This is a genomic window from Neobacillus sp. OS1-2, assembly GCF_030915505.1.
GTDB lineage: Bacteria > Bacillota > Bacilli > Bacillales > Cytobacillaceae > Neobacillus.
In genome coordinates this window covers 995,696-1,021,602 of record NZ_CP133265.1, presented here as the reverse complement: position 1 = coordinate 1,021,602, position 25,907 = coordinate 995,696, and the positions used below count along the sequence as shown (strand labels likewise).

At 42.1% G+C, this 25,907-nt stretch carries 27 protein-coding genes and 2 riboswitches; of the genes, 22 read left to right on the top strand and 5 right to left on the bottom strand.

The genetic code is table 11. The features are described from left to right. Nucleotides 1-20: 20 nt before the first annotated feature. Nucleotides 21-1,190 (top strand): FtsW/RodA/SpoVE family cell cycle protein, encoded by a 1,170-nt coding sequence (locus RCG19_RS05325; RefSeq protein ID WP_308109948.1) that lies wholly within the window; start codon nucleotides 21-23, stop codon nucleotides 1,188-1,190. A 125-nt stretch (nucleotides 1,191-1,315) separates the two neighbouring features. Here RCG19_RS05325 and RCG19_RS05320 read toward each other — a convergent pair whose 3' ends face one another. Next, complete coding sequence (locus RCG19_RS05320; protein ID WP_308109947.1) at nucleotides 1,316-2,284, bottom strand: ABC transporter substrate-binding protein; 969 nt, start codon at nucleotides 2,282-2,284, stop codon at nucleotides 1,316-1,318. A gap of 188 nt (nucleotides 2,285-2,472) precedes the next feature. On the opposite strand from RCG19_RS05320, the gene RCG19_RS05315 reads away from it, so the two are divergent. The 5 genes from RCG19_RS05315 to RCG19_RS05295 are packed head-to-tail and all read left to right on the top strand — an operon-like array spanning nucleotide 2,473 to nucleotide 6,376. After that, nucleotides 2,473-3,477, top strand: a complete 1,005-nt coding sequence (locus RCG19_RS05315) for a FecCD family ABC transporter permease (RefSeq protein WP_308109946.1) — start codon at nucleotides 2,473-2,475, stop codon at nucleotides 3,475-3,477. After that, nucleotides 3,474-4,529: a FecCD family ABC transporter permease gene (locus RCG19_RS05310; protein WP_308109945.1), complete on the top strand. Its 1,056-nt coding sequence runs from the start codon at nucleotides 3,474-3,476 to the stop codon at nucleotides 4,527-4,529. The genes RCG19_RS05315 and RCG19_RS05310 overlap by 4 nt, the downstream gene beginning before the upstream one ends. Before the next feature lie 30 nt (nucleotides 4,530-4,559). Further along, a complete protein-coding gene (locus RCG19_RS05305) occupies nucleotides 4,560-5,378 on the top strand; it encodes an ABC transporter ATP-binding protein (RefSeq protein WP_166239705.1) in 819 nt (272 codons plus the stop codon). Then, nucleotides 5,371-6,168 (top strand): siderophore-iron reductase FhuF, encoded by a 798-nt coding sequence (fhuF, locus tag RCG19_RS05300; RefSeq protein WP_308109944.1) that lies wholly within the window; start codon nucleotides 5,371-5,373, stop codon nucleotides 6,166-6,168. Before RCG19_RS05305 ends, fhuF begins: the two co-directional genes overlap by 8 nt. Then, a complete protein-coding gene (locus RCG19_RS05295; protein ID WP_308109943.1) occupies nucleotides 6,128-6,376 on the top strand; it encodes a DUF2573 family protein in 249 nt (82 codons plus the stop codon). Before fhuF ends, RCG19_RS05295 begins: the two co-directional genes overlap by 41 nt. 115 nt (nucleotides 6,377-6,491) lie before the next feature. On the opposite strand, the gene RCG19_RS05290 is transcribed toward RCG19_RS05295, so the two are convergent. Genes RCG19_RS05290 through RCG19_RS05280 form a run of 3 tightly spaced genes read right to left on the bottom strand, consistent with a single transcriptional unit; the run spans nucleotide 6,492 to nucleotide 7,292 of the window. Continuing rightward, on the bottom strand, nucleotides 6,492-6,830 hold the full coding sequence (locus RCG19_RS05290; RefSeq protein ID WP_308110933.1) for a spore coat protein: 339 nt from the start codon (nucleotides 6,828-6,830) through the stop codon (nucleotides 6,492-6,494). 18 nt (nucleotides 6,831-6,848) lie between these two features. After that, nucleotides 6,849-7,142 carry a hypothetical protein gene (locus RCG19_RS05285; protein WP_308109942.1) on the bottom strand — a complete coding sequence of 98 codons (294 nt, stop codon included), beginning with the start codon at nucleotides 7,140-7,142 and terminating at the stop codon, nucleotides 6,849-6,851. A gap of 18 nt (nucleotides 7,143-7,160) precedes the next feature. Beyond that, nucleotides 7,161-7,292: a YuzL family protein gene (locus RCG19_RS05280; protein ID WP_166239489.1), complete on the bottom strand. Its 132-nt coding sequence runs from the start codon at nucleotides 7,290-7,292 to the stop codon at nucleotides 7,161-7,163. A gap of 208 nt (nucleotides 7,293-7,500) precedes the next feature. Here RCG19_RS05280 and RCG19_RS05275 point away from each other — a divergent pair, with 208 nt between their 5' ends. From RCG19_RS05275 to RCG19_RS05245, 7 genes are all read left to right on the top strand, one after another. Beyond that, entirely contained in the window at nucleotides 7,501-9,888 is a 2,388-nt protein-coding gene (locus tag RCG19_RS05275) for a 3-hydroxyacyl-CoA dehydrogenase/enoyl-CoA hydratase family protein (RefSeq protein WP_308109941.1), read from the top strand. 46 nt (nucleotides 9,889-9,934) lie between these two features. Continuing rightward, a complete protein-coding gene (locus tag RCG19_RS05270; protein ID WP_308109940.1) occupies nucleotides 9,935-11,110 on the top strand; it encodes an acetyl-CoA C-acetyltransferase in 1,176 nt (391 codons plus the stop codon). Nucleotides 11,111-11,170: 60 nt separating this feature from the next. Next, complete coding sequence (locus tag RCG19_RS05265; protein ID WP_308109939.1) at nucleotides 11,171-12,952, top strand: acyl-CoA dehydrogenase FadE; 1,782 nt, start codon at nucleotides 11,171-11,173, stop codon at nucleotides 12,950-12,952. 195 nt (nucleotides 12,953-13,147) lie between these two features. Further along, nucleotides 13,148-13,504 (top strand): arsenate reductase family protein, encoded by a 357-nt coding sequence (locus RCG19_RS05260; protein ID WP_308109938.1) that lies wholly within the window; start codon nucleotides 13,148-13,150, stop codon nucleotides 13,502-13,504. A gap of 71 nt (nucleotides 13,505-13,575) precedes the next feature. Further along, nucleotides 13,576-13,959, top strand: a complete 384-nt coding sequence (gene gcvH, locus RCG19_RS05255) for a glycine cleavage system protein GcvH (RefSeq protein ID WP_166239699.1) — start codon at nucleotides 13,576-13,578, stop codon at nucleotides 13,957-13,959. A 247-nt stretch (nucleotides 13,960-14,206) separates the two neighbouring features. Next, a complete protein-coding gene (locus RCG19_RS05250; protein WP_007088111.1) occupies nucleotides 14,207-14,563 on the top strand; it encodes a toprim domain-containing protein in 357 nt (118 codons plus the stop codon). 6 nt (nucleotides 14,564-14,569) lie between these two features. Further along, nucleotides 14,570-14,878, top strand: coding sequence for a thioredoxin family protein (locus RCG19_RS05245; protein ID WP_308109937.1), 309 nt, complete (start codon nucleotides 14,570-14,572; stop codon nucleotides 14,876-14,878). A 629-nt stretch (nucleotides 14,879-15,507) separates the two neighbouring features. Here RCG19_RS05245 and RCG19_RS05240 read toward each other — a convergent pair. Beyond that, on the bottom strand, nucleotides 15,508-16,416 hold the full coding sequence (locus RCG19_RS05240; protein WP_308109936.1) for a nuclease-related domain-containing protein: 909 nt from the start codon (nucleotides 16,414-16,416) through the stop codon (nucleotides 15,508-15,510). Between the two features lie 201 nt (nucleotides 16,417-16,617). Between RCG19_RS05240 and RCG19_RS05235 the strand changes: the two genes are divergently transcribed. The 9 genes from RCG19_RS05235 (at nucleotide 16,618) to sufU (ending at nucleotide 25,897) form a co-directional block, all read left to right on the top strand. Beyond that, complete coding sequence (locus tag RCG19_RS05235; protein WP_374049578.1) at nucleotides 16,618-16,980, top strand: hypothetical protein; 363 nt, start codon at nucleotides 16,618-16,620, stop codon at nucleotides 16,978-16,980. A gap of 80 nt (nucleotides 16,981-17,060) precedes the next feature. Continuing rightward, a riboswitch (SAM riboswitch) is annotated at nucleotides 17,061-17,163 on the top strand. Nucleotides 17,164-17,375: 212 nt separating this feature from the next. Further along, a complete protein-coding gene (locus RCG19_RS05230) occupies nucleotides 17,376-18,692 on the top strand; it encodes an O-acetylhomoserine aminocarboxypropyltransferase/cysteine synthase family protein (protein ID WP_166239473.1) in 1,317 nt (438 codons plus the stop codon). Nucleotides 18,693-18,885: 193 nt separating this feature from the next. Continuing rightward, nucleotides 18,886-18,995, top strand: a riboswitch (SAM riboswitch). A 195-nt stretch (nucleotides 18,996-19,190) separates the two neighbouring features. Beyond that, on the top strand, nucleotides 19,191-20,216 hold the full coding sequence (locus tag RCG19_RS05225; protein ID WP_308109935.1) for a methionine ABC transporter ATP-binding protein: 1,026 nt from the start codon (nucleotides 19,191-19,193) through the stop codon (nucleotides 20,214-20,216). Beyond that, complete coding sequence (locus RCG19_RS05220; RefSeq protein ID WP_166239469.1) at nucleotides 20,209-20,877, top strand: methionine ABC transporter permease; 669 nt, start codon at nucleotides 20,209-20,211, stop codon at nucleotides 20,875-20,877. Before RCG19_RS05225 ends, RCG19_RS05220 begins: the two co-directional genes overlap by 8 nt. 14 nt (nucleotides 20,878-20,891) lie before the next feature. Next, the gene (locus tag RCG19_RS05215) at nucleotides 20,892-21,731 is read left to right on the top strand and encodes a MetQ/NlpA family ABC transporter substrate-binding protein (RefSeq protein ID WP_308109934.1); all 840 of its coding nucleotides are present in this window, start codon (nucleotides 20,892-20,894) and stop codon (nucleotides 21,729-21,731) included. A 392-nt stretch (nucleotides 21,732-22,123) separates the two neighbouring features. Then, entirely contained in the window at nucleotides 22,124-22,909 is a 786-nt protein-coding gene (sufC, locus tag RCG19_RS05210; protein ID WP_166239465.1) for a Fe-S cluster assembly ATPase SufC, read from the top strand. Nucleotides 22,910-22,930: 21 nt separating this feature from the next. Continuing rightward, a complete protein-coding gene (sufD, locus tag RCG19_RS05205; protein ID WP_166239463.1) occupies nucleotides 22,931-24,241 on the top strand; it encodes a Fe-S cluster assembly protein SufD in 1,311 nt (436 codons plus the stop codon). Next, nucleotides 24,241-25,470: a cysteine desulfurase gene (locus RCG19_RS05200; RefSeq protein WP_308109933.1), complete on the top strand. Its 1,230-nt coding sequence runs from the start codon at nucleotides 24,241-24,243 to the stop codon at nucleotides 25,468-25,470. Before sufD ends, RCG19_RS05200 begins: the two co-directional genes overlap by 1 nt. After that, nucleotides 25,460-25,897 (top strand): Fe-S cluster assembly sulfur transfer protein SufU, encoded by a 438-nt coding sequence (sufU, locus tag RCG19_RS05195; protein ID WP_166239459.1) that lies wholly within the window; start codon nucleotides 25,460-25,462, stop codon nucleotides 25,895-25,897. Before RCG19_RS05200 ends, sufU begins: the two co-directional genes overlap by 11 nt. The last annotated feature ends 10 nt before the right edge of the window (nucleotides 25,898-25,907 follow it).

Genomic DNA, 25,907 nt, shown 5'->3' with positions numbered 1-25,907 from the left:
CTTAGTAAGGTGGAACGTAAATGACTTCAAAAAATAACGCAACTACAAAACTCGATTATAATCTGGTATTTATATTGATCTTACTTTTCTTAGCTAGCTGTTTGGCCATTTATAGTGCGCAGGCGAGTGGGCAGTATAAGGAAAATTTCTTAATTAAGCAAATTGTGTGGTATGGTGTCGGCGGCGGGATTATCGCAGCTGTTATGACGCTTGATTCGGACCAGCTGCGAAAGCTCACCTGGTATGCCTATGGATTTGGTATTTTCCTGCTTTGTTTTCTAATTGTTGCACCAGCAAGTATCGCTCCGGTTATCAACGGTGCGAAAAACTGGTTCGTGCTTCCAGGGATTGGCTCTTTGCAGCCATCGGAGTTTGTCAAAATCTTTATTATCTTAGGGTTGGCACGGGTTATCGATCAACATCATCAAAAAAATGCGGTCAAGACCATGCAGTCTGATTTCTGGCTATTGATCAAAATGGGGATTGTCGCAATGGCCCCACTAGTGCTGATCATTAAGCAGGACTTAGGAACAGCACTTGTCTTTATTGCCATTTTGATAGGGATGATTTTTATCTCTGGTATTTCGTGGAAGATATTGGTGCCGATGTTTTCTGCCGGGGTAGTCCTGATTGGAACTGTTTTTTATTTTGTCCTATGGAATCCTGAATTTTTGGCAAAGTATCTTGGCGTGGGCGAATACCAGCTTCGCCGGATTTATTCATGGCTTGATCCATATAGCTATCAAGGGACGGATGCCTACCAGCTGACGAAATCCCTGCTTGCCATTGGCTCAGGGCAAACAGGCGGCAAAGGGTTCGGCAACCGCGAAGTTTATTTACCGGAAAGCCAAACCGATTTTATCTTTAGTGTGGTCGGCGAGGAATATGGCTTTATTGGTGCGAGCGTATTAATCAGTTTATTTTTCTTATTGATCTACCATATTACAAAAGTTGGCATGGAAACGAAGAATAACTTTTATACGTATATTTGTGTCGGGGTCATCAGCATGATTACCTTCCACGTTTTCCAAAATATTGGGATGACGATTGGCGTCCTGCCAATCACAGGAATCCCGTTGCCGTTCATTAGCTACGGCGGGAGCGCGTTAATGGGGAACATGCTCGCACTAGGCTTGATTTTTTCGATTCGCTACCATTATAAAAAATACATGTTTTCGACAACCGCATAAGGCTATTTTAAAGAGCGAGGTTTGTTTCGCTCTTTTTTGATGCTGTTAAACGTGTTTGGCGGAATAAATCCAAAAAAACGCAGAATAAAAAAAGGACCGCCCATCACATAGGCGGTCCTTGAAGCTTATTTTTTCAAAAAGATCTTTTCAATATCATCAAGCATCAGGTTGGCAGCAAGGACGCCGCCTGCGGTATTCCAAATCGTATCGCTCACTTTGTGAACTTCACCCTTCTTAGCTACCTCTAGATTCTTGAACAATGGATCATTAATCCATTCTTTCTCCAATTCAGAACCTTTGCCATCACCTGTTTCATACGTGAAGTAGAAAAGAATATCTCCCTCCATTGCTGGAATCCGTTCCTTCGTCACGTTTCTTTCGGCAAAATCCTCAACATTTTGACTTTCCGGACGGGCGAAGCCAAGGTCATTTAAGATAACACCTGAGAAGGTATCTTTGTGATAAATACGAACCTCGCCGGCCATAAAGCGGACCATAGACACCTTCATATTTTTCCGATCACCAAGTTTTTCTTTCATGTCAGCAATGCGGGCGTCATATTTTTCAATGACTTCATTGCCTTTATCTACCTTATTAAGTGCTTTAGCATATAACTTAAAGTTCTCTTTCCAATCACCACGAAGGGTTTCCGCAAATACAGTTGGTGCAATCGCTTTTAATTGATCGTAAATTTTTTCCTGACGCATTTTATTACCGATAATCAAATCAGGCTTTAGTGCTGCTATGGCCTCTACGTTTACTTCACTTTCCACCCCAACTACCTTTACATCTTTCATCTTATCGGCAATATGATCGTACCAAGGATCACCAGTAAAAGATTTAACAGCACCGACAGGAGTTACCCCCATTGCCAAAAGTGCTTCCGTTCCTTCGTTCGTGAGAATGACAACTCTTTTTGGGGTACCCTTAATAGGAGTAGAACCCATCGCATGTTCAACGGTATAGGACGTTTCTTCCGTTGTTTTTGGTGTATCTTTCTTGTCTGTTGTCTTTTCCTCATTTCCACCACAAGCCGCTAATAAAAGAAGCGCCATGACCGAGAAAAGAGAAAGTACTGTTTTTACTGACTTCATATAAGTATGTATCCTCCTTTTATAAATGTAAATGATAATCATTTTCAATGACATTTTTATCATAATGTGCCTTGCACAAGTTGTCAATGACTAATTGAAAGTGATTATCAAATTCATTGACAATGGTTATCAATTAAAGATAGACTAATGGTAATGAACAATAAAGCTGGTAGGAAGGTTTCAAGCAAATGCTGTTAAAAAATATATCATTAAAATGGGTTGGGTTTATAACCGCGGTTCTAGTCATGCTTCTATTAATGTGTGCCAGTGTTATTTTCGGCTATACAGATACTAGCTGGCGAACGGCAATGGATTCCTTTACGCATTATAATGGCTCAAACGAACATATTATTATTCAAACTGTTAGACTTCCACGTGCGTTAATTGCATCAGCAGTAGGAGCAAGCCTAGCAATAGCAGGGGTTTTGATGCAGACATTAACCAAGAACCCGCTCGCTTCACCGGGAATCTTCGGGATTAATGCCGGTGCAGGCTTTGCTGTCGTTGCAGCCGTTACCTTATTTTCAGTCAATGATTTAACAGCCTTCAACGGTCTCGCCTTTCTTGGCGCAACAGTTGCGGCCATTAGTGTTTACGGGATTGGTTCCTTCGGCCTGGAGGGATTAACACCGATGAAGCTTACCTTGGCGGGTGCTGCAATAGCCGCGATGTTTTCATCTTTTACCCAAGGTTTACTGGTTGTAGATGAAGCGGCACTTGAGCAGGTATTGTTTTGGCTTGCCGGGTCTGTACAAGGCCGGAAGCTTTCGACGCTTATGTCCGTGTTACCATTTATCGGCGTTGGCTGGTTAGGTGCCGTTCTGATTGCTGGAAAAATGAATATCCTGTCCATGGGGGAAGATGTCGCAAAGGGTCTTGGGCTCAACACAGGATTAATTAAAATTGCCATTGGTGTGATAGTCATTTTATTGGCCGGTGGTTCCGTGGCAGTGGCAGGGCCGATAGGCTTCGTCGGAATCGTCATTCCCCATATTGCGAGGTCGATCATTGGTATTGATCATCGCTGGGTAATTCCTTTATCTGGTGTTCTGGGGGCAATCCTGTTACTTGCCGCCGATATCGCTGCACGATATATTTTAATGCCCTCCGAAGTACCCGTCGGAGTCATGACAGCCATTATTGGAACTCCATTCTTTATCTACATTGCGAGAAGGGGGTTCAATGGCCGATGAGTAAATATAAAAATTTTCGTCCGTTTAAGGGCAAACTGTCCTTTTTAATCGACCAAAGGGCTGCATTTATCTTTATCATTCTGCTACTTGTTACCTTCATCGTATTTGTAACTAGTACCGGTATAGGGGAAATGAAAATTAACCCGTTAACGGTGGTTAAAGTTTTATTTGGTGGCGGCCCTGAAATGGAAAAGCTAATCATTACATCCTTTCGTTTACCACGAATTATTGTCGCCTTAATGGTAGGAATGTCTTTAGCGGTAGCGGGCGGCATCTTACAAGGGATGATTCGTAACCCGCTTGCCTCACCGGATATCCTTGGGATTACCGGGGGAGCCGCAGTTGCGGTAGTGGCCTTCTTAGCCCTATTTAGTGACAAAAATAATGCGTTAACCATCAGCATAGCCTGGTTGCCGTTAGCCGCCTTTTTGGGTGCAGGGATTGTGGCGCTGCTCGTTTACTTCCTAGCCTGGAAAAATGGGGTCTCGCCAATTAGACTTGTATTGATTGGTATTGGAATTTCCACCTTGATGCAGGCGTTAACGACTTTAATGATGATTATGGGGCCGATTTACCAGGCGAGCCAAGCAAATATTTGGATTACTGGCACGGTTTATGGATCCAATTGGAAAAATGTCGCGACACTTGTTCCGTGGACGGTCATTTTTCTCATCATTGCAATGGTGGCAGCAAGAGCGATTAATATTCAAGAGCTAGGTGATGAGGTGGCAACCGGTTTAGGTGGCAAGGTGCAAAGACAACGTTTTCTACTGTTAATGATCAGTACGGCTTTGATTGGCAGTTCGGTTGCTTTTGCCGGGGGCATCGGCTTTGTTGGGTTGATGGCACCGCATATGGCCCGAAGGTTAGTGGGATCGTCTTTTGGCGCATTGCTTCCGACCTCAGCACTGCTGGGCGGAATCTTAGTGATGGTGGCTGATTTAATCGGTCGAACGATGTTTTCACCGTTAGAAGTGCCTGCAGGAGTGTTTACGGCCGGAATCGGCGCACCGTACTTTATTTACTTACTATTTAAAACGAGGAACGCTTAAGATAAAAGTCATAAAGGAGCTGGCAGGATGATGAATGCGATTGAAACGAAAAATTTATCCCTCTCCTACGGAGAGACACTCATTATTAATGAGTTGGATTTGAAAATTCCAAAGGGTGAAATTACCGTTTTTATTGGCGGGAATGGCTGCGGGAAATCCACTTTGCTTCGTTCAATTGCCCGTCTCCTAAAGCCGAAGTCCGGGGGAGTCCTCCTTGAAGGAAAGGCAATTGCTAAGCTTTCTACAAAAGAAATTGCCAAAAAGATGGCGATACTGCCGCAGTCACCGACTGCTCCGGAGGGGTTAACCGTTCTTCAACTCGTCAAACAAGGTCGTTACCCGCATCAAACCTGGCTCAAACAATGGTCTGAGGAAGATGAAAAAAAGGTCAATGATGCCCTTAAAGCCACTCGTTTGGAAGAGTTAAAAGGGAGAACAGTTGATTCTCTTTCCGGAGGGCAGAGACAGCGGGCATGGATTGCGATGACTTTGGCACAGGATACGGATATTATCCTTTTGGACGAACCGACGACATATTTGGATATGACCCACCAAATTGAAATTCTTGATTTGCTGTTTGAATTAAATGAAATGAAAAATAGAACCGTTGTGATGGTGCTTCACGACCTCAACCTTGCCTGCCGCTATGCCCATAATGTGGTTGCCATTAAGGACAAGAAGGTTTACGCACAAGGGAAACCCGAGCATGTCATCAACTGCGGCTTGGTCAAAAATGTCTTTGGCATGGACTGTGAGGTAACGATGGATCCGCTATTTGGAACTCCATTGTGCATCCCTTACGGTAAAGGCAGATGTATTATTGATAAGGCGGTAGCGATAAATGGCTAACCCAATGACAGATCAAGAAAGAATTCAGTTAAAAAAATACAGGTTCGATGCCAGTTTAAATCATTCTGTCTGCGTTGCCAAACTGCTGGATGAGTCGTTCCTCAAGGACTATTTGAAAAAATTAGCAGAGACGCTCGGGGCACCGAATGAAAAAGTAGCGGCATCGATTTTCATCAAAAGGTATGCCTTCATAGCAGTAATGGCGCTTTATGCGATGACCGCCTGGAATAAAAAATTGAATGTGTCATTGGAAAATGTGGAGATGGAGCTACCGGTACAAGGGGAAAATTGGCTCCCGTCCTTAACTTTGGTGGATTCAGCTGTGGAAGAATTGGATGCAAGTGAGAATCGTTCCGAATGGCGCGATCATATTCTGAAGGATCTGTTTGCGAAAAATATTTACCCCATTATTGCACAGATGGAAAAGACAGTCAGAATTTCTAAACTGATTCTGTGGGAGAATATCGCTATATACATATTCTGGCTTTATGAAAGTGAATGGAAAGATAGCGAGAATGCTAACGTGAGAGATGATTTTCGCTATTTATTGCTAGAAGCAGAAGGACAACTGTTTGGGGATTACCATTTAAACCCATTGCATAAATACTTTACTGAAAAGACGTATGTAGAAGAGCGAGATGAAGAGATTAGAATTAGAAAGACATGCTGTTTTACCTATCAGCTACCTGCAGGGAAACGCTGCAAAACATGTCCATGTACTCATTTGGCGAAAGATGGAAGGTGTCATGATGGAGAAAGTATTTGCGGAGCAGTTCAACGCTTTGCTTGAAAAATATAGTGAACTATTAGTTGGGGAATCGGGTGCCGAAACAAAGGAAAAGGTAAAGGCCTGGGCGCTGTACTCTCATATTGCCAAGTCGATGCCGGCATTAATCAACCATTGGAGTTCACTATACCCTGATGCACGGGAAGAAATGAAGCAAATGATTCAGGAAATCAAACAATTGAATGAAGAACATCGGAAATCAGCGAAATAAGAAAAGCGGAAGTGCCCTGGTCAGCGGCGTATGGCCTGGACATTTCTCAAAGTCCAATGAAAAAAATTCTAGTAAATAAGAAACCGGAGGATTTTAAATCCCCCGGTTTCTTATTTTATTGCAGCGTCCCGCCATTAGGAAATTGATTGGTATACCCTTGGAATTGCTGATACGATTGTTGCAGTTTCTGCTGGTCAGCTGCTTCAATGGCATACCAGCCTTTTTGGAACATCAAATTATAAAGTTCGCGCTGGCATTGCTCAGTTTCGTTGAAAATTTGCATGATATCCTGGTATAGCCCTTGATGACTCGCCTCATGCATTGCCATGCTATAGGAAGTCGTCATATATTTCTCTGTTGTCAATAAATCGTTAATGAAATCACGATCATTCATTTGCGGTGTCTTTGGTACTTGCGTTTCTGGATTTTGAATTTTTTGCTGGTTTTGATTCATCATAAAAACCTCCATTTCTCATTGCATGTTGTTTAACGGCTGCTGCTGACTAGCGTGCTGACCCATGTGTTGAAGGAGCTGCTGGTAATGACGTTGATGCATTTGCCCGCATTTTGCCGCCGCTGCTTTTACCTCAGGATCCTGACATTGGCCGGCAAAGAAGTGTGCCTTTTTGGCAGATAGTAAATTCCATGACATCATGTCGGTTAAGTAAAGTGCATCTTTTGTTGAAACCACCCCAGGGGGCTGCTGCATCTTCATTTGTTGGTTTTGTGCATTCATGTTTGGCATATTCATATTTTGCTGCTGCATCGTTATCCCTCCGATTTCCTATCTTTTATATTGATTATTTTGGCTGTTTTTCTTATCTAAATGAGCCTCTTCGTTGCCAGGCCCGGCATTTCCCTTCACACTAGCGGCACTAACGCCTGCTTTGGAAGGATCTTTTTTCATTTTCGCCATCGTTATCACCTCACGTAATAGCATGCCCAATCAGGAACTTTTATTTTGCTAAAAAGAAAAGTTCAAAAAAATTTCAATTTTCCGCGTTTATGGATTGCACAAATTTTCGAAATATTTTATAGTAAGTAGTAGCAGAACTCATTCATAAGTGAATTTTTTTTGACATAAAAATGAATGAGTATTCATTCAAAGTTTGAAGGGGGAGACAATGTTGAACCAATTGATAAAAAAAGCAGCTGTCCTAGGATCTGGAGTAATGGGCTCAGGAATTGCTGCCCACCTCGCAAATATCGGCATTCCAACATTATTACTGGATATTGTGCCGCGAGAATTAACCAAAGATGAGGAAGCAAAAGGGCTCACATTAGCTGACAAACAAGTACGTAATCGCATCAGTGCAGGAAACATTCAAAAATTATTGAAGCAAAAGCCGGCACCACTAGCGGCGAAAAAGAACATAGCCCTTATCGAAGCAGGAAATTTAGAAGATGATTTAGTTAAATTAAAAGAGGTTGACTGGGTCATCGAAGTCGTTGTCGAGAACCTTAACGTTAAAAGACAGGTATTTGAAAAAGTGGACCAATACCGTAAGCCAGGCAGCATTATCAGCTCTAATACTTCGGGAATATCGGTAGAAGCAATGGTAGAAGGCCGTTCTGACGACTTCCAAAAGCATTTCCTTGGCACCCACTTCTTTAACCCGCCGCGCTACCTGAAATTATTAGAAGTCATTCCAACCCAATACACAGACCCGGAAGTTCTCTCCTTCATGAAAACATTCGGTGAGGATGTACTTGGAAAAGGTGTGGTAGTGGCGAAAGATACACCAAACTTTATTGCTAACCGGATTGGGACATACGGCCTGCTTGTCACTGTGCAAGAAATGCTGAAAGCCGGTTTAAGTGTTGGCGAAGTCGACTCGATAACTGGACCATTAATTGGCCGCGCTAAAAGTGCTACCTTCCGTACCCTTGATGTAGTTGGTTTAGATACCTTCTATCATGTTGCCGGGAATGTGTATGACCAAGTGGATGGCAAGGAGAAAGAAGTATTTGAAGTACCCGCCTTCTTAAAAGCAATGGTTGAAAAAGGCTGGCTTGGAAGCAAATCCGGACAAGGATTCTTTTTGAAAAAAGGAAAAGAAATTCTGGAATTAGATCCAAATACATTAGAATATGGCCCACGTAAAAAGCTGTCTACACCTGCCGTTGAGTTAGCAAAGCAGGAAAAAGGCACAGGGAATAAATTGAAAGCGCTTGTATATGCAAATGACAAAGCTGGACAATTTTTATGGAACACCTTCACAGCGTCATTTGTCTACTCTGCACAGCTGTTAGGTGAAATCGCCGATGATATCGTAGCAATCGACCGTGCGATGAAGTGGGGCTTTGGCTGGGAAATGGGTCCATTCGAAGCATGGGATGCAATTGGCGTTGAAAAATCTGTTAAAAAGATGCAAGAAGCAGGTATAGAAGTTCCAGCATGGGTGACAGAAATGCTTGAAAAAGGAAATTCCTCTTTCTACTTAGAAGAAAACGGGGAGCAGTTCTACTATGATAACGGTCAATATAGACTAGTGGAATATAATCCAAAAGCAATTGATCTTAAAAAACTAAAAAAACAAAAGGGTGTTATTAAAAAGAATAGTGGCGCAAGTTTAATTGACCTTGGCGACGGTGTTGCCCTCTTAGAATTCCATTCACCAAACAATGCGATTGGTCTCGATATCGTGCAAATGATTAATTATGCGGTGGATGAAGTTGAGAAAAATTATAAAGGTCTTGTGATTGGCAACCAGGGCAAAAACTTCTGTGTTGGCGCGAACCTGGCGATGATGTTAATGGAAGTGCAGGATGATAATATTTATGAACTTGATATGATTGTCCGCCACCTTCATAGTGCGTTGTTGAAAGTGAAATACAGCGCGAAGCCGGTGGTCGCGGCACCATTTGGAATGACACTCGGCGGAGGTGCAGAGGTTTGCCTGCCGACAGCACATATCCAAGCATCTGCTGAAACGTATATGGGTCTTGTCGAAGTCGGTGTTGGCTTACTGCCTGGCGGAGGCGGTAATAAAGAGCTTTACATGAAGCATTTAGAGAACCTGCCAAATGGCATTCCATTTGATCTACAAAATGTAGCCAATAAAGTGTTTGAAACGATTGCGATGGCGAAGGTTTCAACTTCTGCTGAAGAAGCACGTGAAAATAACTTCTTAGATGCTTCAGATGGTATCAGCTTCAATAGCGATCATCTGATCTATGATGCGAAACAGGCCGTACTTGCCCTCCATGAACAGGGCTATAAACCAAAAGTGCGCAAAAAGGTTCCGGTAGTGGGAGAAACGGGCTATGCGACATTGTTACTGGGCGCAGAAGGAATGCGCTTATCCGGCTATCTTTCTGAACATGACATGAAGATTGCGAAGAAAATTGCCTATGTCATCGCCGGTGGTAAAGTACCGTTTGGAACAGAAGTGGATGAGCAATATCTATTAGATCTAGAAAGAGAAGCTTTCCTTAGCCTGATTGCAGAACCAAAATCACAGCAGCGCATGCAGCACATGCTTGTGAAGGGCAAACCGTTAAGAAACTAAACAAGGGGTCTGACCCCCTAATTTGAGAGAAAGCGAGGGAACTTGCATGAGAGAAGCGGTAATCGTTGCCGGAGCGCGTACCCCGGTTGGTAAGGCAAAGAAAGGAACGCTTGCCCATGTTCGCCCTGATGACTTGGGAGCGTTAGTTGTAAAAGAAACATTAAAACGTGCGGGAAACTATGAAGGAAATATAGATGATTTAATTATCGGCTGTGCGATGCCGGAAGCGGAACAAGGAAATAACATGGCTCGTAACATTGGTGCCTTGGCAGGACTGCCATATACAGTCCCTGCTATTACTATTAATCGTTTCTGTTCGTCTGGCTTGCAGGCCATCGCCTATGCGGCGCAAGGAATCATGCTTGGTCACACAGATACAGCGATTGCCGGCGGCGCGGAATCAATGAGCATGATCCCGATGATGGGGCATGTGGTTCGTCCGAATATTAAACTTGCCGAAACAGCTCCGCAATATTATATGGGAATGGGACATACAGCGGAGCAAGTTGCACAGAAATATGGTATTTCCCGCGAAGATCAAGATGCTTTTGCGGTAAGAAGTCACCAGCGTGCTGCTAAAGCCATTGCTGAAGGTAAATTCGTGGATGAAATCGTACCGGTTGATGTAACGATTCGCACGGTTGGAAATGATAATAAACTTGTTGAAAAAACGATTCAGTTTTCACAGGATGAAGGGGTTCGTCCGGATACAAACCTGCAAACACTCGGAAAGTTACGTCCAGCCTTCTCCGTAACGGGCTCAGTAACAGCTGGAAATGCTTCGCAAACAAGTGATGGGGCTGCAGCAGTGATGGTAATGGATCGTGAAAAAGCAGAATCACTTGGCTTAAAGCCATTAGCCAAATTCAGATCATTTGCTGTTGGCGGCGTTCCACCGGAAATTATGGGTGTCGGCCCTGTTGTCGCCATTCCAAAAGCCGTTAAACTAGCTGGTTTAGAGTTATCCGATATTAATTTGTTTGAATTGAATGAAGCATTTGCCTCGCAATCACTGCAAGTTATTCGTGAACTAGGACTTAACGAAGAAATCGTTAACGTTAATGGTGGAGCAATTGCGCTTGGTCACCCGCTAGGCTGTACGGGTGCAAAGCTGACGTTAAGCTTAATCCATGAATTGAAACGTAGAAATCAGCAATTTGGTGTTGTTACCATGTGTATCGGCGGCGGTATGGGTGCTGCCGGGGTATTCGAATTACTTTAAATTACAACCATGGGGCTTTCAACTCTAGCCCCATGAAAAAAGGATTAGGAGGAATTTTTCATGACTGAAACTAAAAAATTCGTTAAAGGCGGAAGCTTTTTAATTGAAGATTTGTCATTTGAAGATATTTTTACACCAGAGGATTTCTCTGAAGAGCACTTAATGATTGCGCAAACAGCAGCCGATTTTATTGAAAAAGAAGTGGCTCCACAAATAGAACACTTGGAAAACCATGAATTTGATCGTACGGTAAAGCTGTTAAAGAAAATGGGTGAGCTTGGTCTTTTAGCTGTTGACGTTCCGGAAGAGTTTGAAGGCTTAGGATTAGATAAGGTGACCTCATCTGTCATTACAGAGAAAATGTCTGGGGCTGGCGGTTTTTCTCTATCTTATGGCGCCCACGTGGGGATTGGCTCGCTGCCAATCGTTTTATTCGGAAACGATGAGCAAAAGAAAAAATATTTACCTGCATTAGCATCAGGTGAAAAGATTGCTGCCTATGCTTTAACAGAGCCGGGATCCGGTTCAGATGCCCTTGGTGCCAGAACAACGGCAAAATTAAATGCGGCGGGTACTCACTATGTTCTAAATGGTGAAAAGCAATGGATTACTAATGCTGGTTTTGCAGATGTCTTTGTTGTCTATGCAAAGATAGATGGCGAACATTTCTCCGCATTTATCGTGGAAAGAGAGTATCCGGGTGTATCTACTGGAGCAGAAGAGAAGAAAATGGGAATCAAGAGTTCATCCACTCGTACACTCATTTTAGAAGACGTTGCGGTCCCTGTTGAAAACCTATTAGGTGAATATGGCAAAGGTCACGTCATTGCCTTTAACATCTTAAATATTGGACGTTACAAATTAGCAGTTGGCGGTGTCGGCGGCTCTAAAAAGGCATTTGATATGACGGTAAAATATGCAAACGGCCGCAAGCAATTTAAAACACCAATCTCCCAGTTTAATTTGACAAAAGAAAAGTTTGGAACAATGGGATCTAAAATCTATGCCGCTGAAAGCTCAGTCTATCGTACCATTGGTTTATATGAAGACAACCAAGGCCAGCTTTCTACGGAAGAAGCAAAGGACTTAAAGAAGGTGGCAAATTCAATTGCAGAATATGCCATTGAGTGCTCGGTTAACAAATTCTTCGCAAGTGAAGTATTATCATACGTTGTAGATGAAGGTGTCCAAATTCATGGCGGCTATGGCTTCATGCAAGAATATCCGATTGAAAGAGCATATCGTGACGCCCGTATTAACCGTATTTTCGAAGGTACAAACGAAATTAACCGCCTTCTTGTTCCGGGAACTCTTGTGAAAAAAGCAATGAAGGGTGAGCTTCCACTATTCCAAAAAGCTATGGCGCTTCAAGAGGAACTTATGATGCTCATGCCGGAGGAGCCAGGTGATGAGCCACTTGCACAAGAAAAATACCTTGTAAAAAATGCGAAAAAGATTGCGTTACTATCTGCTGGTTTAGCGGCACAGAAATTTGGCAAGGCCCTCGAAAGAGAGCAAGAAGTGCTAGCGAATATTGCTGACATTGTCTCTGCTGTTTACGCAATGGAATCTGTCGTTTTACGTACAGAAAAGGCCATCGCCAAAGACGGATTAGAAAAGAGCAAGCAAAAACTTCTTTATACACAGATTTTCTGTCAAGAAGCATTCAATGAAATCGAAGCTACTGCGAAAGAAACTTTAGTAGCGGTTGAACATGGAGACACACTTCGCATGATGTTGTCTTCCCTTCGCAAATTTACACGTCATACCCCAATCAACGTGATTGCGAAAAAACGTGAAGCAGCAGATGTATTAATCGAAGCTGAACGTTATATTGTTTAATTGAGCAAGGCTCCCTTCTTTCTTGAAGGGAGTTTTCCTTTTTGAAAAAATAATTTTAGAATAGGGAAGGGTTTTTACGAAATTAGTCGAATTTTTGTTAGGGAGAACTTTTAAGGCCACTTGTTAGGATTTTAAAAAACGTTATGGTACTATTCTATTGACGCGATCACATTTTAGTAAAAGGCGGTGAAACAAGTGTCTCTGACTTTTTACTGGTATCCCAAATGCGGCACATGCCGAAACGCAAAGAAATGGCTTGATGCGCACCAGATTTCCTATGAAGAAATACATATTGTGGAACAGCCCCCAACCCGTGACGAGTTGCAGGCGTTTTATCAAAAAAGCGGCTTAGAATTAAAGAAATTTTTTAACACGAGTGGTTTGAAATATCGGGAATTAGGGATCAAGGATAAAATGAAATCTGCCTCCGAGGACGAACTGCTTGATTTGCTTGCATCTGACGGAATGTTACTCAAAAGACCGATAGTAACAGATGGTGAACGTGTCACAGTGGGCTTTAAAGAAGAAGAGTTTGAGAAGATGTGGCTTTAAGTTATGATTAATGGGAAATCGATTTATTTCGATGATAGATTTAAGAAAAAATAATGGAGGGATTTGAGCTAATGAGTACACCAAAAGAATTGCGTTATTCTGAAGAACATGAGTGGGTAAAGGTTGAAGGGGAAAGAGTCCGTGTTGGAATTACTGACTTTGCTCAGCATGAATTAGGCGACATCGTTTTCGTTGAGCTTCCAGAAGTAGGCGATGAAGTAACTGCTGACGAACCATTTGGTAGCGTTGAATCCGTTAAAACTGTTTCTGAGCTTTACGCACCAGTCACCGGTAAAGTTGTTGAAGTAAACGAAGATCTAAGCGACAGCCCCGAATTTGTCAATGAATCTCCATACGAAAAAGCATGGATGGTTGTTGTGGAGCTTTCTGATTCAAGTGAGTTAGACAAGCTAATGACTGCGGAACAATATGAAGCAATGACAAAAGAAGACTAATCATACATTTGAAAAAGCACCTTGTTGGGTGCTTTTTCTCTTAAATTCCCACTTTTTCTTCTACTAAAATCGGGAAGCCTATAATAAAATGAACGTGTGACGGGTTGAATCTAAGGGCAGGTAGACCTCATGAGTATGCAAAACCCTACTTTTATCATAACAATAATGCTATAGTTAAAGATGCACACGGAATCAATATTTTAGAATATGTTAACATAAACAACTTTCTAATACAGGTGATGTGGATATGAATGATTCGTATGTTGACAAAGTTCTAATTGTCGAAGGGAAATCGGATAAAAATAAGGTAAAGAATATTGTTAAGGAACCGGTTGAAATCATTTGTACAAACGGGACCATCAGTCACACCAAATTGGATGAATTGATTGATTTTCTCGAGGACAAAGATGTCTATATTCTTGTTGATGCTGATGCTGCCGGTGAGAAGCTTCGCAAACGCTTTAAAAGGGAGTTTCCACAGGCTGAACATTTATATATTGATCGCATGTATCGCGAGGTAGCGACCGCGCCAGTACACCACTTGGCAACCGTTCTCCTAGGAGCGAATATCGATGTGCATACTGAGTTTTTAGAAATGGGTTAAATAGTTATGAACGAATGGAATCGAAAGGATTTGACTGCTTTCCTTGGCAATGAGGAAAGCGGGATACTATATTTTTATACCCCCCTATGCGGCACCTGTCAGGTAGCGTCAAAGATGCTATCTGTGGTTGAGGAACTCGTAGACGTTAAAATGGGAAAAATGAACTTGAATTTTTATCCTGATGTAGCAGCAGAATTTGCGGTAGAAAGTGTGCCGTGTTTATTAATTGTACGAGGCGGCCAAGTGAAAGAGACCCTTTACGCATTTCATTCCGTGCCCTATTTGTTGGAAAAAATAAAAGAATATTTAACTTAAGCAGATGCGGGTAGCATCTGCTTTTTGGTGTGGGGATTCGTGGTAGTAATTGTGACCGATAGCCGGAAAAAAGGGCCGCCGCGGTCATAAAAAAGATAAATTGTGACCGGTAGCCGGAAAAAAGAGCCGCCGCGGTCACAAAAAAGGAAAATTGTGACCGATAGCCAGAAAAAAGAGCCGCCGCGGGCACAAAAAAATAATTGTGACCGGAGGCCGGAAAAAAGGGCCGCCGCGGGCACAAAAAAAATAATTGTGACCGGAGGCCGGAAAAAAGTGCGCCACGGTCACAAAAAAGGAAAATTGTGACCGGTAGCCGGAAAAAAGAGCCGCCGCGGGCACAAAAAAATAATTGTGACCGGAGGCCGAAAAAGGGGCCGCCGCGGTCACAAAAAAGGAAAATTGTGACCGATAGCCGGAAAAAAGAGCCGCCGCGGGCACAAAAAAATAATTGTGACCGGTAGCCGAAAAAAAGGGCCGCCACGGTCACAAAAAAGATAAATTGTGACCGATAGCCGGAAAAAAGAGCCGCCGCGGGCACAAAAAAAATAATTGTGCCTAGTAGCCGGAAAAAGAAGCCACTGTCGCTAAAAAAAAGTGATTTATACCCCGGAAAATGCAAATCAACAAAATTACATAAAAAAGGATCCCTTTGTTTTTCCACTAATTCTAAGGTTCTGCATCAAAACCCTCCTAATGGTCTTCATCGACACTGCCATACCACACCAATCATAAACGACAACAGTGGTGATCTTCATCCCAGGAAAAAGTAGTCTTAACTCCTCCACACCTCGCAAAACAGCATGATCAAGCAATTCTATGTGACCACATACATCACAAAAAAGTTTACGTTCAACAACAGAAGTTTTAAGGGAGTGGCAAGCAGCACACAAATTACCCTTTTTCAGACCTGCATAATCATATGGGGGTAACTTATCATTGGGGGACTTAACTTGATGCATAGAAACTAATTGGTCTGCAAGCTTTTTATGGAAGCCATTTAAAGTAGATGGCCTTTTATTCACTTTATTCATAAAACGATTGAGTTGATTTGGATAAATAATAGGTAAGTTTTGAGGGGCTTGATATAGGTGAAACTCGGGGTTGATAAAGACAACGTACGCCTCAATTGGGAGTTTATAACCCAAATTCTGAAGAAATTGCCGGAGTAAGGATTCGCTTCGTTCTAGTTGTTGCAATGGATTCTTAATCTCCTTATCCTTGTAAACTAGATGGAACCTGCCATTTTCATAAAAATAATCTCCTTCAAAATTTTTCACTTCGAAAAGGTATAAAGGCTCTTGAGTTACCATCAATGAATCAATTTGAAAGGTACTGCCGCTAGAATCAAGCAATAAGTCATTTAGCGTATACCTTTGACAGTGAAGCTTCTCTGTTAATGCGTCAAACATCACTTCACCCTCATAGCCTTTGACGAGATAATGCAGGCGCTGTTTGTCCTTTTCAGCCAAAAACATTCTACCATTTAGGAATTCTAGAATAATTGCTTCCATTGGTTTCGCTCGAGGTTTATAACACATATTCCACGTCCTTTCTAACTTTCATTTTATAAAAATAACTTAGCGAAGGAAGATGAAGATTTGAATACTTTTTAACACTTTCCAAAAAAAAGGCCTTCTCATGTAAATCCGACATATTTCTCAGGAAATTGTCGAGTGATAATAAAAGGATTCCGTATCTGCTTGCTGAATTAGTACTTTATAAGCAAGGAGACCGGAGTGGTGAACATGATCGAAGTGCTAAATACCTTTTTAGTAAAAATCCAGGACCAAGCCCATGTCCTTCCCCTCATTCATCAAGCGGACGTACAAATTAACCTAAGATGTGGGGAACAGATCGTCCAATTAATAATCAAAAATAGCACCATCATGAGCCTGCAAAATTCAGAAGTACAACCGTCGAAATACGAGATCACTGGCTCCCCTGCCGCAATGAAGCAGCTGCTCAATGGGACGGAAAGGCTGCGTGTTCTTGAACAGCAGGGGCGGCTAAAAGTTTCAGCACCATTAAGAACCATACTATTACTAGAATCGATCTTCTTTTTAACAAAAGCACAGGAACATCCACTTGCAAAAATAATTTAAACAAAGTTATTGACTCGGAATTGAACTTGCTGTAATGTATTACTTAAATATTCAATCAATTAAGATAACTTAATAAAGCATTCTTATCAAGAGTGGCGGAGGGACTGGCCCTTTGAAGCCCGGCAACCGGTATGGAACACGGTGCTAAATCCAGCAGAGCAATGGCGCTCTGGGAGATGAGAAGAGAGTGACCCCTCTTCTCATGAAGTGGGGTTTTATATTTTTAATTAGTTTACCGTTTGAAATTTGTAATCTATCTAGCTTCAGCGCCTAGCCCCTCGAGGTCATAAGTCAATCCCTTTCAGAAGGCAAAAAACGCCTTCTTGCAGGGCTAGCCTTATGCTTGTCGGGGCTGAGCAAGGCGCTTACGCTTTTAAAACAAGGAGGAAGCGAGAATGGCAGAAAATCAAAAGAAATATCGTTTTGAAACATTAAGTGTACATGGAGGGTTAGCTCCGGATCCGGTAACAGGTGCACGTGCTGTTCCCATTTATCAAAACAATGCCTACCAATTTAAAAATACCGAGCACGCAGCAAATCTATTTAGTTTAGCGGAGCCAGGTTACATATACACCCGAATTCATAATCCGACAACAACGGTTTTTGAAGAAAGAGTAGCATTATTAGAAGGCGGAGTCGGCGCCCTTGCGGTTGCCAGCGGCATGGCAGCGATCACACTCGCAATTCTAAACCTTGCACAGGCAGGGGATGAGATTGTTTCTGCATCAAACCTTTATGGCGGAACATATAATCTATTTGCTGTTACCCTCCCTAAATATGGAATAAACGTGAAATTTGTTAACCCGGATGATCCGGAAAATTTCCGTGCAGCAATTACGGAAAAAACAAAAGCCGTTTTTGCAGAAACGATTGGGAATCCAAGCCTACGCCTCCTTGATATTGAAAAAGTGGCGGACATCGCACATGAAGCGGGAGTGCCATTAATTATTGACAATACATTTGCGACACCGTATCTCTGCCGTCCAATTGAATTCGGTGCTGATATTGTCATTCACTCGGCGACAAAATGGCTGCTAGGTAATGGGACAACAACTGGCGGAATTATTGTTGATGGCGGCAAATTTGATTGGAATTCACCGAAATTCCCGGGCTTCACGACACCTGACTCAAGCTACCATGACCTTGTTTATGCCGAAGCACTCGGTGCTATAGCTTACATTATTAAAGCCCGCGTGCAATTATTGCGCGACCTCGGTCCTGCCCTAAGTCCGCTTAATGCCTTCCAATTTACGCTTGGACTCGAAACGCTCCATGTCCGGATGAAGGAGCATGTGGCTAATACGAAGCAAGTAGTTGAATATTTAGAAGATCACCCTGCCGTTGCATGGGTATCCTATCCGGGGCATCCATCGCACCCAGATCAGAAGCTAGCGAAAAAGTATTTACCAAAAGGTGCAGGGTCAATGGTCGTCTTTGGCATTAAGGGAGGCAAAGAAGCAGGAGCTAAATTGATTGATTCCCTGTCACTTTGGGCGCATGTGGCCAATGTGGGTGATGCAAAAAGCTTAATTATTCACCCGGCAAGTACGACACACCAGCAATTAGATGCTGAAGGACTGAAATCGGCAGGTGTATCGGAGGATTTAATCCGACTTTCCATTGGTATTGAGAATGTGGAGGATTTAATTGAGGATCTCGAAGCAGCAATTGAAGCAGCAACAGGCTTGGCGTCAGTTAAGGCGAATGCCTAAGTAATAAGGAAAAGAAAAAAACGTTCGACTTTGAGAGAATGGACCGGCTTCAGCGACTAGCGCTTTTCCACTCAATTTTCCGAAAATGAAGAATCTTTTTATTGACACTATTTTTTATCCGTGATACGATAGCTTTTGTAAAATAATTTACTTAAATAATTTAACGTGTTAATTGAATATAGAATGCTGTTAGCTCTTATCAAGAGAGGTGGAGGGATGTGCCCGATGAAGCCCGGCAACCGTCAATATATTTTATTGAAATGGTGCCAATTCACACAAAGCGTAGGCTTTGGAAGATGGGAGAAAGGTCTAGTTCGTGATGCCTTTCTGCCTGTGCAGAAAGGCATTTTATTTTGGAAAAGGAAAGAAATTTTCAACTTTGAGAATTGTCTAGCTTCAGGCGCTTTCCGCTTTTATTTTTCTGAAATATTTTCTCAGAAACAGTCAAACCCTATATTCAAGTAACGGATAATCAGGATAAGAAGTAGGTGATTTTAGGTGATTTCAATAAAAAGTGTCCGCAAGATTTATCCTTCGAAGCAAGGTGAACTGAAAGCAGTAGATGATGTAAACCTTGAGATTAAAAATGGAGAAATCTTCGGTGTAATTGGTTACAGTGGTGCCGGAAAAAGTACCCTGATCCGGATGTTAAATGGGCTGGAGCTGCCAACCGAGGGAAGTGTCACGGTTGCCGGACGGGTCATTTCAAAAATCAAGGGCGCTGAACTTCGAAAAGCACGTCAGGAGATCAGTATGATTTTTCAGCATTTTAACTTGCTGTGGTCAAGGACAGTTAGCGAAAATATTGCTTTTCCACTTGAAATTGCGGGTGTTAAAGGAACGCAAAGAAAGAAAAGAGTCGAAGAGTTGGTAAAGTTAGTGGGCTTGGAAGGACGCGAAAATGCGTACCCCTCACAGCTGAGCGGTGGACAAAAGCAGCGAGTTGGGATTGCCAGAGCACTCGCCAATAACCCAAAAGTACTCCTTTGTGACGAAGCAACTTCGGCACTGGATCCGCAAACGACCGATTCGATATTAGAATTGTTAGTAGATATCAACAAACGGCTTGGGTTAACGATTGTTTTGATTACACATGAAATGCATGTTATTCGGAAAATTTGTCACCGGGTTGCGGTGATGGAGAGCGGTCGTGTCGTGGAGCTCGGTACGGTGCTCGATGTATTTAAAAACCCGCAGCAGCCGATTACGAAACGATTCGTGCAGCAGGTTTCAGAGCCTGAAGAAACAAAGGAAACAGCAGATCATTTACTTGACCAATATCGTTCAGGAAGGATTGTTCAACTGACGTTTATTGGCGAATCTGCAGAGCAGCCGCTGATTACGAATTTAATCCGCCATCATAACGTAATCGTTAATATTTTGCAGGGGAAAATTTCGCAAACACAAAGTGGATCATACGGAACGCTTTTCATTCATATCGATGGGGACGATGATGAAGTTCACAAAGCAATCGACTTTATTCGTTCACAACAGGTAGGAGTGGAGGTGGTCACAAATGATTAAAGAATATTTTCCGAATGTGGATTGGCTGATCATGTGGCAGGAAACAAAAAATACTCTTTACATGACGGGAATATCGGTTCTAGCAACTTTTATTTTAGGCACATTACTTGGATTGATCTTATTTTTAACCACAAAAGGAAACATGTGGGAAAATAAACCGATTAACGCCGTAATCAGTGGAATTGTCAATATTTTTCGCTCAGTCCCGTTTATTATCTTAATTGTATTATTAATCCCTTTTACCACATTCTTGGTAGGAACCATGATTGGCGAAGACGCTGCATTGCCGGCACTGATTATCGGAGCTGCCCCGTTTTATGCGAGGATGGTGGAAATTGGCCTTAGAGAAATTGATAAAGGGGTCATTGAAGCCGCTAAGTCAATGGGTGCCACAACGGGAACAATTATTTGGAAGGTTTTGCTGCCAGAATCGATGCCGGCGCTTATATCCGGGATTACAGTTACCGCGATTGCCCTTATCGGTTACACGGCGATGGCAGGTGCGATTGGTGCCGGTGGTTTAGGGAATCTGGCCTATAATTATGGGTTTCAACGGGGTCAAAACGATGTCACGTTTGTCGCAACCGTCATCATATTAATCATTGTGTTTATAGTTCAATTTATTGGTGATTTTATCACTTCAAAATTAGATAAACGATAAAAGGAGAGGTCAAAATGAAGAAAATACTTAGTTTACTTTTAGCATTATCGATTGTATTTGTTGTAGCAGCATGTGGGAAATCAGAGGAAAAGTCTGAAGGGACTAGCGATAAATCTGAAACAAGCAAATTAGTTGTTGGAGCATCTACGGTTCCGCATGCAGAAATTCTTGAAAAAGCAAAACCACTTTTAAAAGAAAAAGGCATTGATCTTGAAATTAAAACATTTACAGACTATGTCTTACCTAACAAAGCGTTAAAGTCAAAAGAATTAGACGCTAACTATTTCCAACACATTCCATACTTAGAGTCTCAAAACAAAGAATTTGGCTATGGCTTTGTTAATGCTGGCGGAATTCACATCGAACCAATCGGAATTTATTCAAAAAAATACAAAAAGCTTAGCGATCTTCCAGAAGGTGCCCACTTAATCATGAGTAACTCTGTCGCTGACCATGGCCGTCTACTTTCATTACTTGAAAAAGAAGGCTTAATCAAATTAAAAGACGGAATCGATAAAACAAAAGCTGAAATTAAAGATGTTGTCGAAAACCCTAAGAAGCTTAATTTCGATGCTAACTATGAAGCGAAGTTATTACCGCAAATTTTTAACAATGGCGAAGGAGATGCCGTGTTAATCAATTCAAACTATGCGATCGACGGCGGCTTAAACCCTGTGAAGGATTCCATTGCCATTGAAGATAAAGAATCACCGTATGTAAACGTGATTGCCGTTCGTAAAGGTGACGAAAGCAAGCCAGCCATTAAAACACTTGTTGAAGTCCTTCATTCAAAGGAAATTCAAGATTTCATTCTTGAAAAATATGAAGGTGCCGTTGTACCTGTATCTGAGTAATATATAAATAGGAAGAAAGGCAAAAGCCGGTGAACCCTTCACTGGCTTTTGCTGTTTCTACGCGAGCAGGGTAACCGCATACATGAATCCAGTGGGTTGGGTAAAAATAGAAAGGATTTTACACTTGAATTCAGTTGGAAAAGCCTAAAAAATGAGGTATGATTTTAAACGGGTGCATTTTACATAAAAGAACGGTTGTCTGAATCTTTTTTAAAGGAATACTCCCATTCTCATTTAGGATTGGCTTAATGAAAATGGCTCCCTAGTTTTTACTGTTTAGGAGTTGCTAATACATTTCATTTGTTATAAGATTGGAATGAGAATAAAATGAGAATAGAACATAGTCCCCATGGGTCTATAAGATACAAAACTTTCTTTTCGGAGGTATAGATATGGCTGGATCAACTTTAGCGATCAAAGATTTACATGTAGAAATTGATGGGAAAGAAATTTTAAAAGGGGTAAACCTTGAAATAAAGGGTGGAGAAATCCATGCCATCATGGGACCAAACGGTACTGGTAAATCCACGTTATCATCGGCCATCATGGGTCACCCAAAATATGAAGTAACGAGCGGTAACATTACATTAGACGGACAAAATGTTCTTGAAATGGAAGTAGACGAGCGCGCTCGTGCAGGTTTATTCCTAGCAATGCAGTATCCAAGTGAGATTAATGGTGTAACAAATGCAGACTTTTTACGTTCAGCCCTTAATAGCCGCCGTGGCGAAGGTAATGAGATTTCCCTTATGAAATTTATCCGTCAAATGGATAAACAAATGGAATTCCTTGAAATGGACCTCGATATGGCTCAACGCTATTTAAACGAAGGCTTCTCAGGCGGAGAGAAAAAGCGTAACGAAATTTTGCAATTAATGATGCTGCAGCCTAAGATTGCAATTCTTGATGAAATCGACTCAGGACTCGATATCGATGCCCTAAAAGTTGTTTCAAAGGGTATTAATGAAATGCGCGGCGAAGAGTTCGGCTGCTTAGTGATCACTCACTATCAACGTCTATTAGACTATATCACTCCTGACCATGTGCACGTTATGATGCAAGGCCGTATCGTGAAATCAGGCGGACCGGAACTGGCACAACGCTTAGAAGCAGAAGGATATGACTGGATCAAGCAAGAACTCGGAATTGAAGATGAAACAGTTGGGCAAGAAGCGTAAGAGAGTGTTAGGAGGATTAAAATGACAACAGAAACAAAATTACCATTTGACAACGGGTCAATCAGTTCTTTTTCAAAAGAAATGAACGAGCCTGTGTGGTTTGAAGAGTTTCGTCTAAAGGCATTAGCTGATTTCGAACAATTGCCAATGCCTAGACCTGATAAAACGAAGATAGATAAATGGAATTTTACTGGGTTCAATCAGCATACGGTAAAAAGTGATGTCTATGCATCACTTGCGGAGCTTCCGGAAGAAGTAAAGTCGTTAGTTGATCTGGATGCTGAAAAGATGAATTTATACATTCAACGAAATCAAACTCCGGCTTTTTTAACTTTGTCTGAAGACTTAAAAAGCAAAGGTGTTATTTTTACGGATATCTTCACGGCAGCAAGAGAGCATGGAGATTTGTTGAAAAAGTACTATATGACGCAGGCTATTAATGTCGATGAACATCGTTTGACAGCACTTCATGCAGCACTTGTAAATGGCGGGGTGTTCTTATATGTTCCAAAAAATGTGGAAATTACGGAACCTATCCAAGCTGTTTTTGTCCATGATGATGCGGAAGCAAATCTGTTTAACCATGTGATTGTGGTGGCAGAAGATAATAGTTCAGTAACATACGTTGAAAACTATTTTTCCACAATGGAAACATCTAATACATTAGCGAATATTTTGACTGAAGTCATCGCGAATGTGAATGCAAAAGTTCGATATGGTGCAGTAGATACATTGGCTAAGGGAATTACTACTTATGTCAACCGCCGTGGCGTTGCTGGCAGAGATTCCCAGATTGAATGGGCTCTCGGTTTAATGAACGAGGGTAATACGATCTCGGAAAACACAACCAATCTTCTTGGCGATGGCTCTACTGGAGATACGAAAACAGTGGTTGTCGGACGCGGTGAGCAGATACAAAACTTTACCACTAAAGTGGTTCATTTTGGAAAGCATACGAATGGAAATATTTTGAATCACGGTGTTGTGAAGGAAAGTGCTACATCTATCTTTAATGGAATTGGAAAAATTGAGCACGGTGCATCTAAATCCGATGCGGAACAAACCTCACGCATTCTAATCTTAAGTGAAAAAGCACGCGGCGATGCGAATCCAATTTTGTTAATTGATGAAGATGATGTAATGGCTGGTCACGCCGCCTCTGTAGGCCGTGTTGATCCCGTTCAATTGTATTACCTCATGAGCCGAGGGATTACGAAAACAGAAGCGGAACGCTTAGTGATTCATGGATTCCTTGCACCAGTTGTGACACAACTTCCGATTGAAGGAGTAAAGAAACAGCTGACTGAAGTAATTGAAAGGAAAGTACGCTAATGAATATCCAGGATATTCGTAAACAGTTTCCTATCCTTGACCAAGAAGTGAACGGCAATCCCCTCGTGTACTTAGACAGCTCGGCGACATCACAGAAGCCGCTTCAAGTCATCGAGGCGGTTGATAAATATTATCGTGAAATCAATTCCAATGTCCATCGTGGTGTGCATACATTAGGAACAAGAGCTACAGATGCATACGAAGGTGCACGGGAAAAGGTTCGTAAGTTTATTAACGCCAAATCAACACAGGAAGTTATTTTTACAAGAGGAACAACGACTTCGCTTAATACAGTTGCAGCAAGCTATGCGGCCGCAAATGTAAAAGAAGGCGATGAAATTGTTATTACCTATATGGAGCATCATAGTAATATCATTCCGTGGCAGCAAGTCGCCAAACGGACTGGTGCCCAGTTAAAATATATTCCGCTGCAAGAAGACGGCACATTATCTCTTGATGATGTCCGTGCAACGATCACTGAGAATACAAAGATTGTATCAGTGATGCAGGTGTCAAATGTGCTTGGTGTGATTAATCCTGTGAAAGAAATTGCCCAAATTGCCCATGAAAACGGTGCAGTTATGGTGGTTGATGGTGCCCAAAGTGCACCGCATATGAACATAGATGTGCAAGATTTGGATTGTGATTTCCTTGCTTTTTCCGGCCACAAAATGTGCGGACCGACCGGTATTGGTGTGCTTTATGGAAAAAAACATCTACTTGAAAAAATGGAGCCGATTGAATTCGGCGGTGAAATGATTGATTTCGTTGAGTTGTACGAATCAACCTGGAAAGAACTGCCGTGGAAGTTCGAAGGCGGTACACCGATTATTGCTGGGGCTGTTGGTTTAGGTGCAGCAATCGACTTTTTAAATGAAGTCGGTCTAGACAATATTGCTGAGCATGAACATAAGCTCGCGGCTTACGCTTTAGAAAAAATGGCAGCTGTAGAAGGCATGACCATTTATGGACCGCTTGATGCGGCTAAGCGTGCAGGACTTATTACGTTTAATATTAATGAGGTTCATCCGCACGATGTGGCAACTGTTTTAGATGCGGAAGGAATTGCGGTCCGTGCCGGACACCATTGTGCCCAGCCCCTGATGAGATGGCTGAAAGCCTCTGCCACAGCGCGTGCAAGTTTCTATTTATACAATACAGAAGAGGATATTGATAAACTCGTTGAAGGGCTTGTCAAAACAAAGGAGTATTTCAGCGATGTCTTCTAATTTAGATGCACTTTACCGTAGAGTGATTATGGATCATTATAAAAAACCGCGCAATCGCGGGATTTTGGAAGATGGCAGCCACACCATTAATATGAATAACCCAACCTGCGGCGACCGAATTCAATTAACCTTTAAAGTGGTCGATGGAATTGTCGAAGATGCCAGATTTGAGGGTGAAGGCTGTTCGATTTCGATGTCATCCGCTTCAATGATGACGCAAGCAATTAAAGGAAAAAAAGTCGATGATGCGATCAATTTAGCACATGTTTTTTCAGATATGATGCTAGGAAAAGAGCCTGATGATTCCATTGACTTAGGTGATATCGAAGCACTTCAAGGTGTTGCGAAATTTCCAGCCCGCATTAAATGCGCAACATTAGCATGGAAAGCGATGGAAAAAGGATTGAAGGAAGAGGAACAACAATAAAACAAGAAGG

Bases quoted from the DNA above. Each gene is read 5' to 3' on its own strand.
- RCG19_RS05325 (WP_308109948.1), top strand. From the start codon at position 21: ATGACTTCAAAAAATAACGCAACTACAAAACTCGATTATAATCTGGTA.
- RCG19_RS05320 (WP_308109947.1), bottom strand. From the start codon at position 2,284: ATGAAGTCAGTAAAAACAGTACTTTCTCTTTTCTCGGTCATGGCGCTT.
- RCG19_RS05315 (WP_308109946.1), top strand. From the start codon at position 2,473: ATGCTGTTAAAAAATATATCATTAAAATGGGTTGGGTTTATAACCGCG.
- RCG19_RS05310 (WP_308109945.1), top strand. From the start codon at position 3,474: ATGAGTAAATATAAAAATTTTCGTCCGTTTAAGGGCAAACTGTCCTTT.
- RCG19_RS05305 (WP_166239705.1), top strand. From the start codon at position 4,560: ATGAATGCGATTGAAACGAAAAATTTATCCCTCTCCTACGGAGAGACA.
- fhuF (WP_308109944.1), top strand. From the start codon at position 5,371: ATGGCTAACCCAATGACAGATCAAGAAAGAATTCAGTTAAAAAAATAC.
- RCG19_RS05295 (WP_308109943.1), top strand. From the start codon at position 6,128: ATGGAGAAAGTATTTGCGGAGCAGTTCAACGCTTTGCTTGAAAAATAT.
- RCG19_RS05290 (WP_308110933.1), bottom strand. From the start codon at position 6,830: ATGAATCAAAACCAGCAAAAAATTCAAAATCCAGAAACGCAAGTACCA.
- RCG19_RS05285 (WP_308109942.1), bottom strand. From the start codon at position 7,142: ATGCAGCAGCAAAATATGAATATGCCAAACATGAATGCACAAAACCAA.
- RCG19_RS05280 (WP_166239489.1), bottom strand. From the start codon at position 7,292: ATGGCGAAAATGAAAAAAGATCCTTCCAAAGCAGGCGTTAGTGCCGCT.
- RCG19_RS05275 (WP_308109941.1), top strand. From the start codon at position 7,501: ATGTTGAACCAATTGATAAAAAAAGCAGCTGTCCTAGGATCTGGAGTA.
- RCG19_RS05270 (WP_308109940.1), top strand. From the start codon at position 9,935: ATGAGAGAAGCGGTAATCGTTGCCGGAGCGCGTACCCCGGTTGGTAAG.
- RCG19_RS05265 (WP_308109939.1), top strand. From the start codon at position 11,171: ATGACTGAAACTAAAAAATTCGTTAAAGGCGGAAGCTTTTTAATTGAA.
- gcvH (WP_166239699.1), top strand. From the start codon at position 13,576: ATGAGTACACCAAAAGAATTGCGTTATTCTGAAGAACATGAGTGGGTA.
- RCG19_RS05250 (WP_007088111.1), top strand. From the start codon at position 14,207: ATGAATGATTCGTATGTTGACAAAGTTCTAATTGTCGAAGGGAAATCG.
- RCG19_RS05245 (WP_308109937.1), top strand. From the start codon at position 14,570: ATGAACGAATGGAATCGAAAGGATTTGACTGCTTTCCTTGGCAATGAG.
- RCG19_RS05240 (WP_308109936.1), bottom strand. From the start codon at position 16,416: ATGTGTTATAAACCTCGAGCGAAACCAATGGAAGCAATTATTCTAGAA.
- RCG19_RS05230 (WP_166239473.1), top strand. From the start codon at position 17,376: ATGGCAGAAAATCAAAAGAAATATCGTTTTGAAACATTAAGTGTACAT.
- RCG19_RS05220 (WP_166239469.1), top strand. From the start codon at position 20,209: ATGATTAAAGAATATTTTCCGAATGTGGATTGGCTGATCATGTGGCAG.
- RCG19_RS05215 (WP_308109934.1), top strand. From the start codon at position 20,892: ATGAAGAAAATACTTAGTTTACTTTTAGCATTATCGATTGTATTTGTT.
- sufC (WP_166239465.1), top strand. From the start codon at position 22,124: ATGGCTGGATCAACTTTAGCGATCAAAGATTTACATGTAGAAATTGAT.
- sufD (WP_166239463.1), top strand. From the start codon at position 22,931: ATGACAACAGAAACAAAATTACCATTTGACAACGGGTCAATCAGTTCT.
- RCG19_RS05200 (WP_308109933.1), top strand. From the start codon at position 24,241: ATGAATATCCAGGATATTCGTAAACAGTTTCCTATCCTTGACCAAGAA.
- sufU (WP_166239459.1), top strand. From the start codon at position 25,460: ATGTCTTCTAATTTAGATGCACTTTACCGTAGAGTGATTATGGATCAT.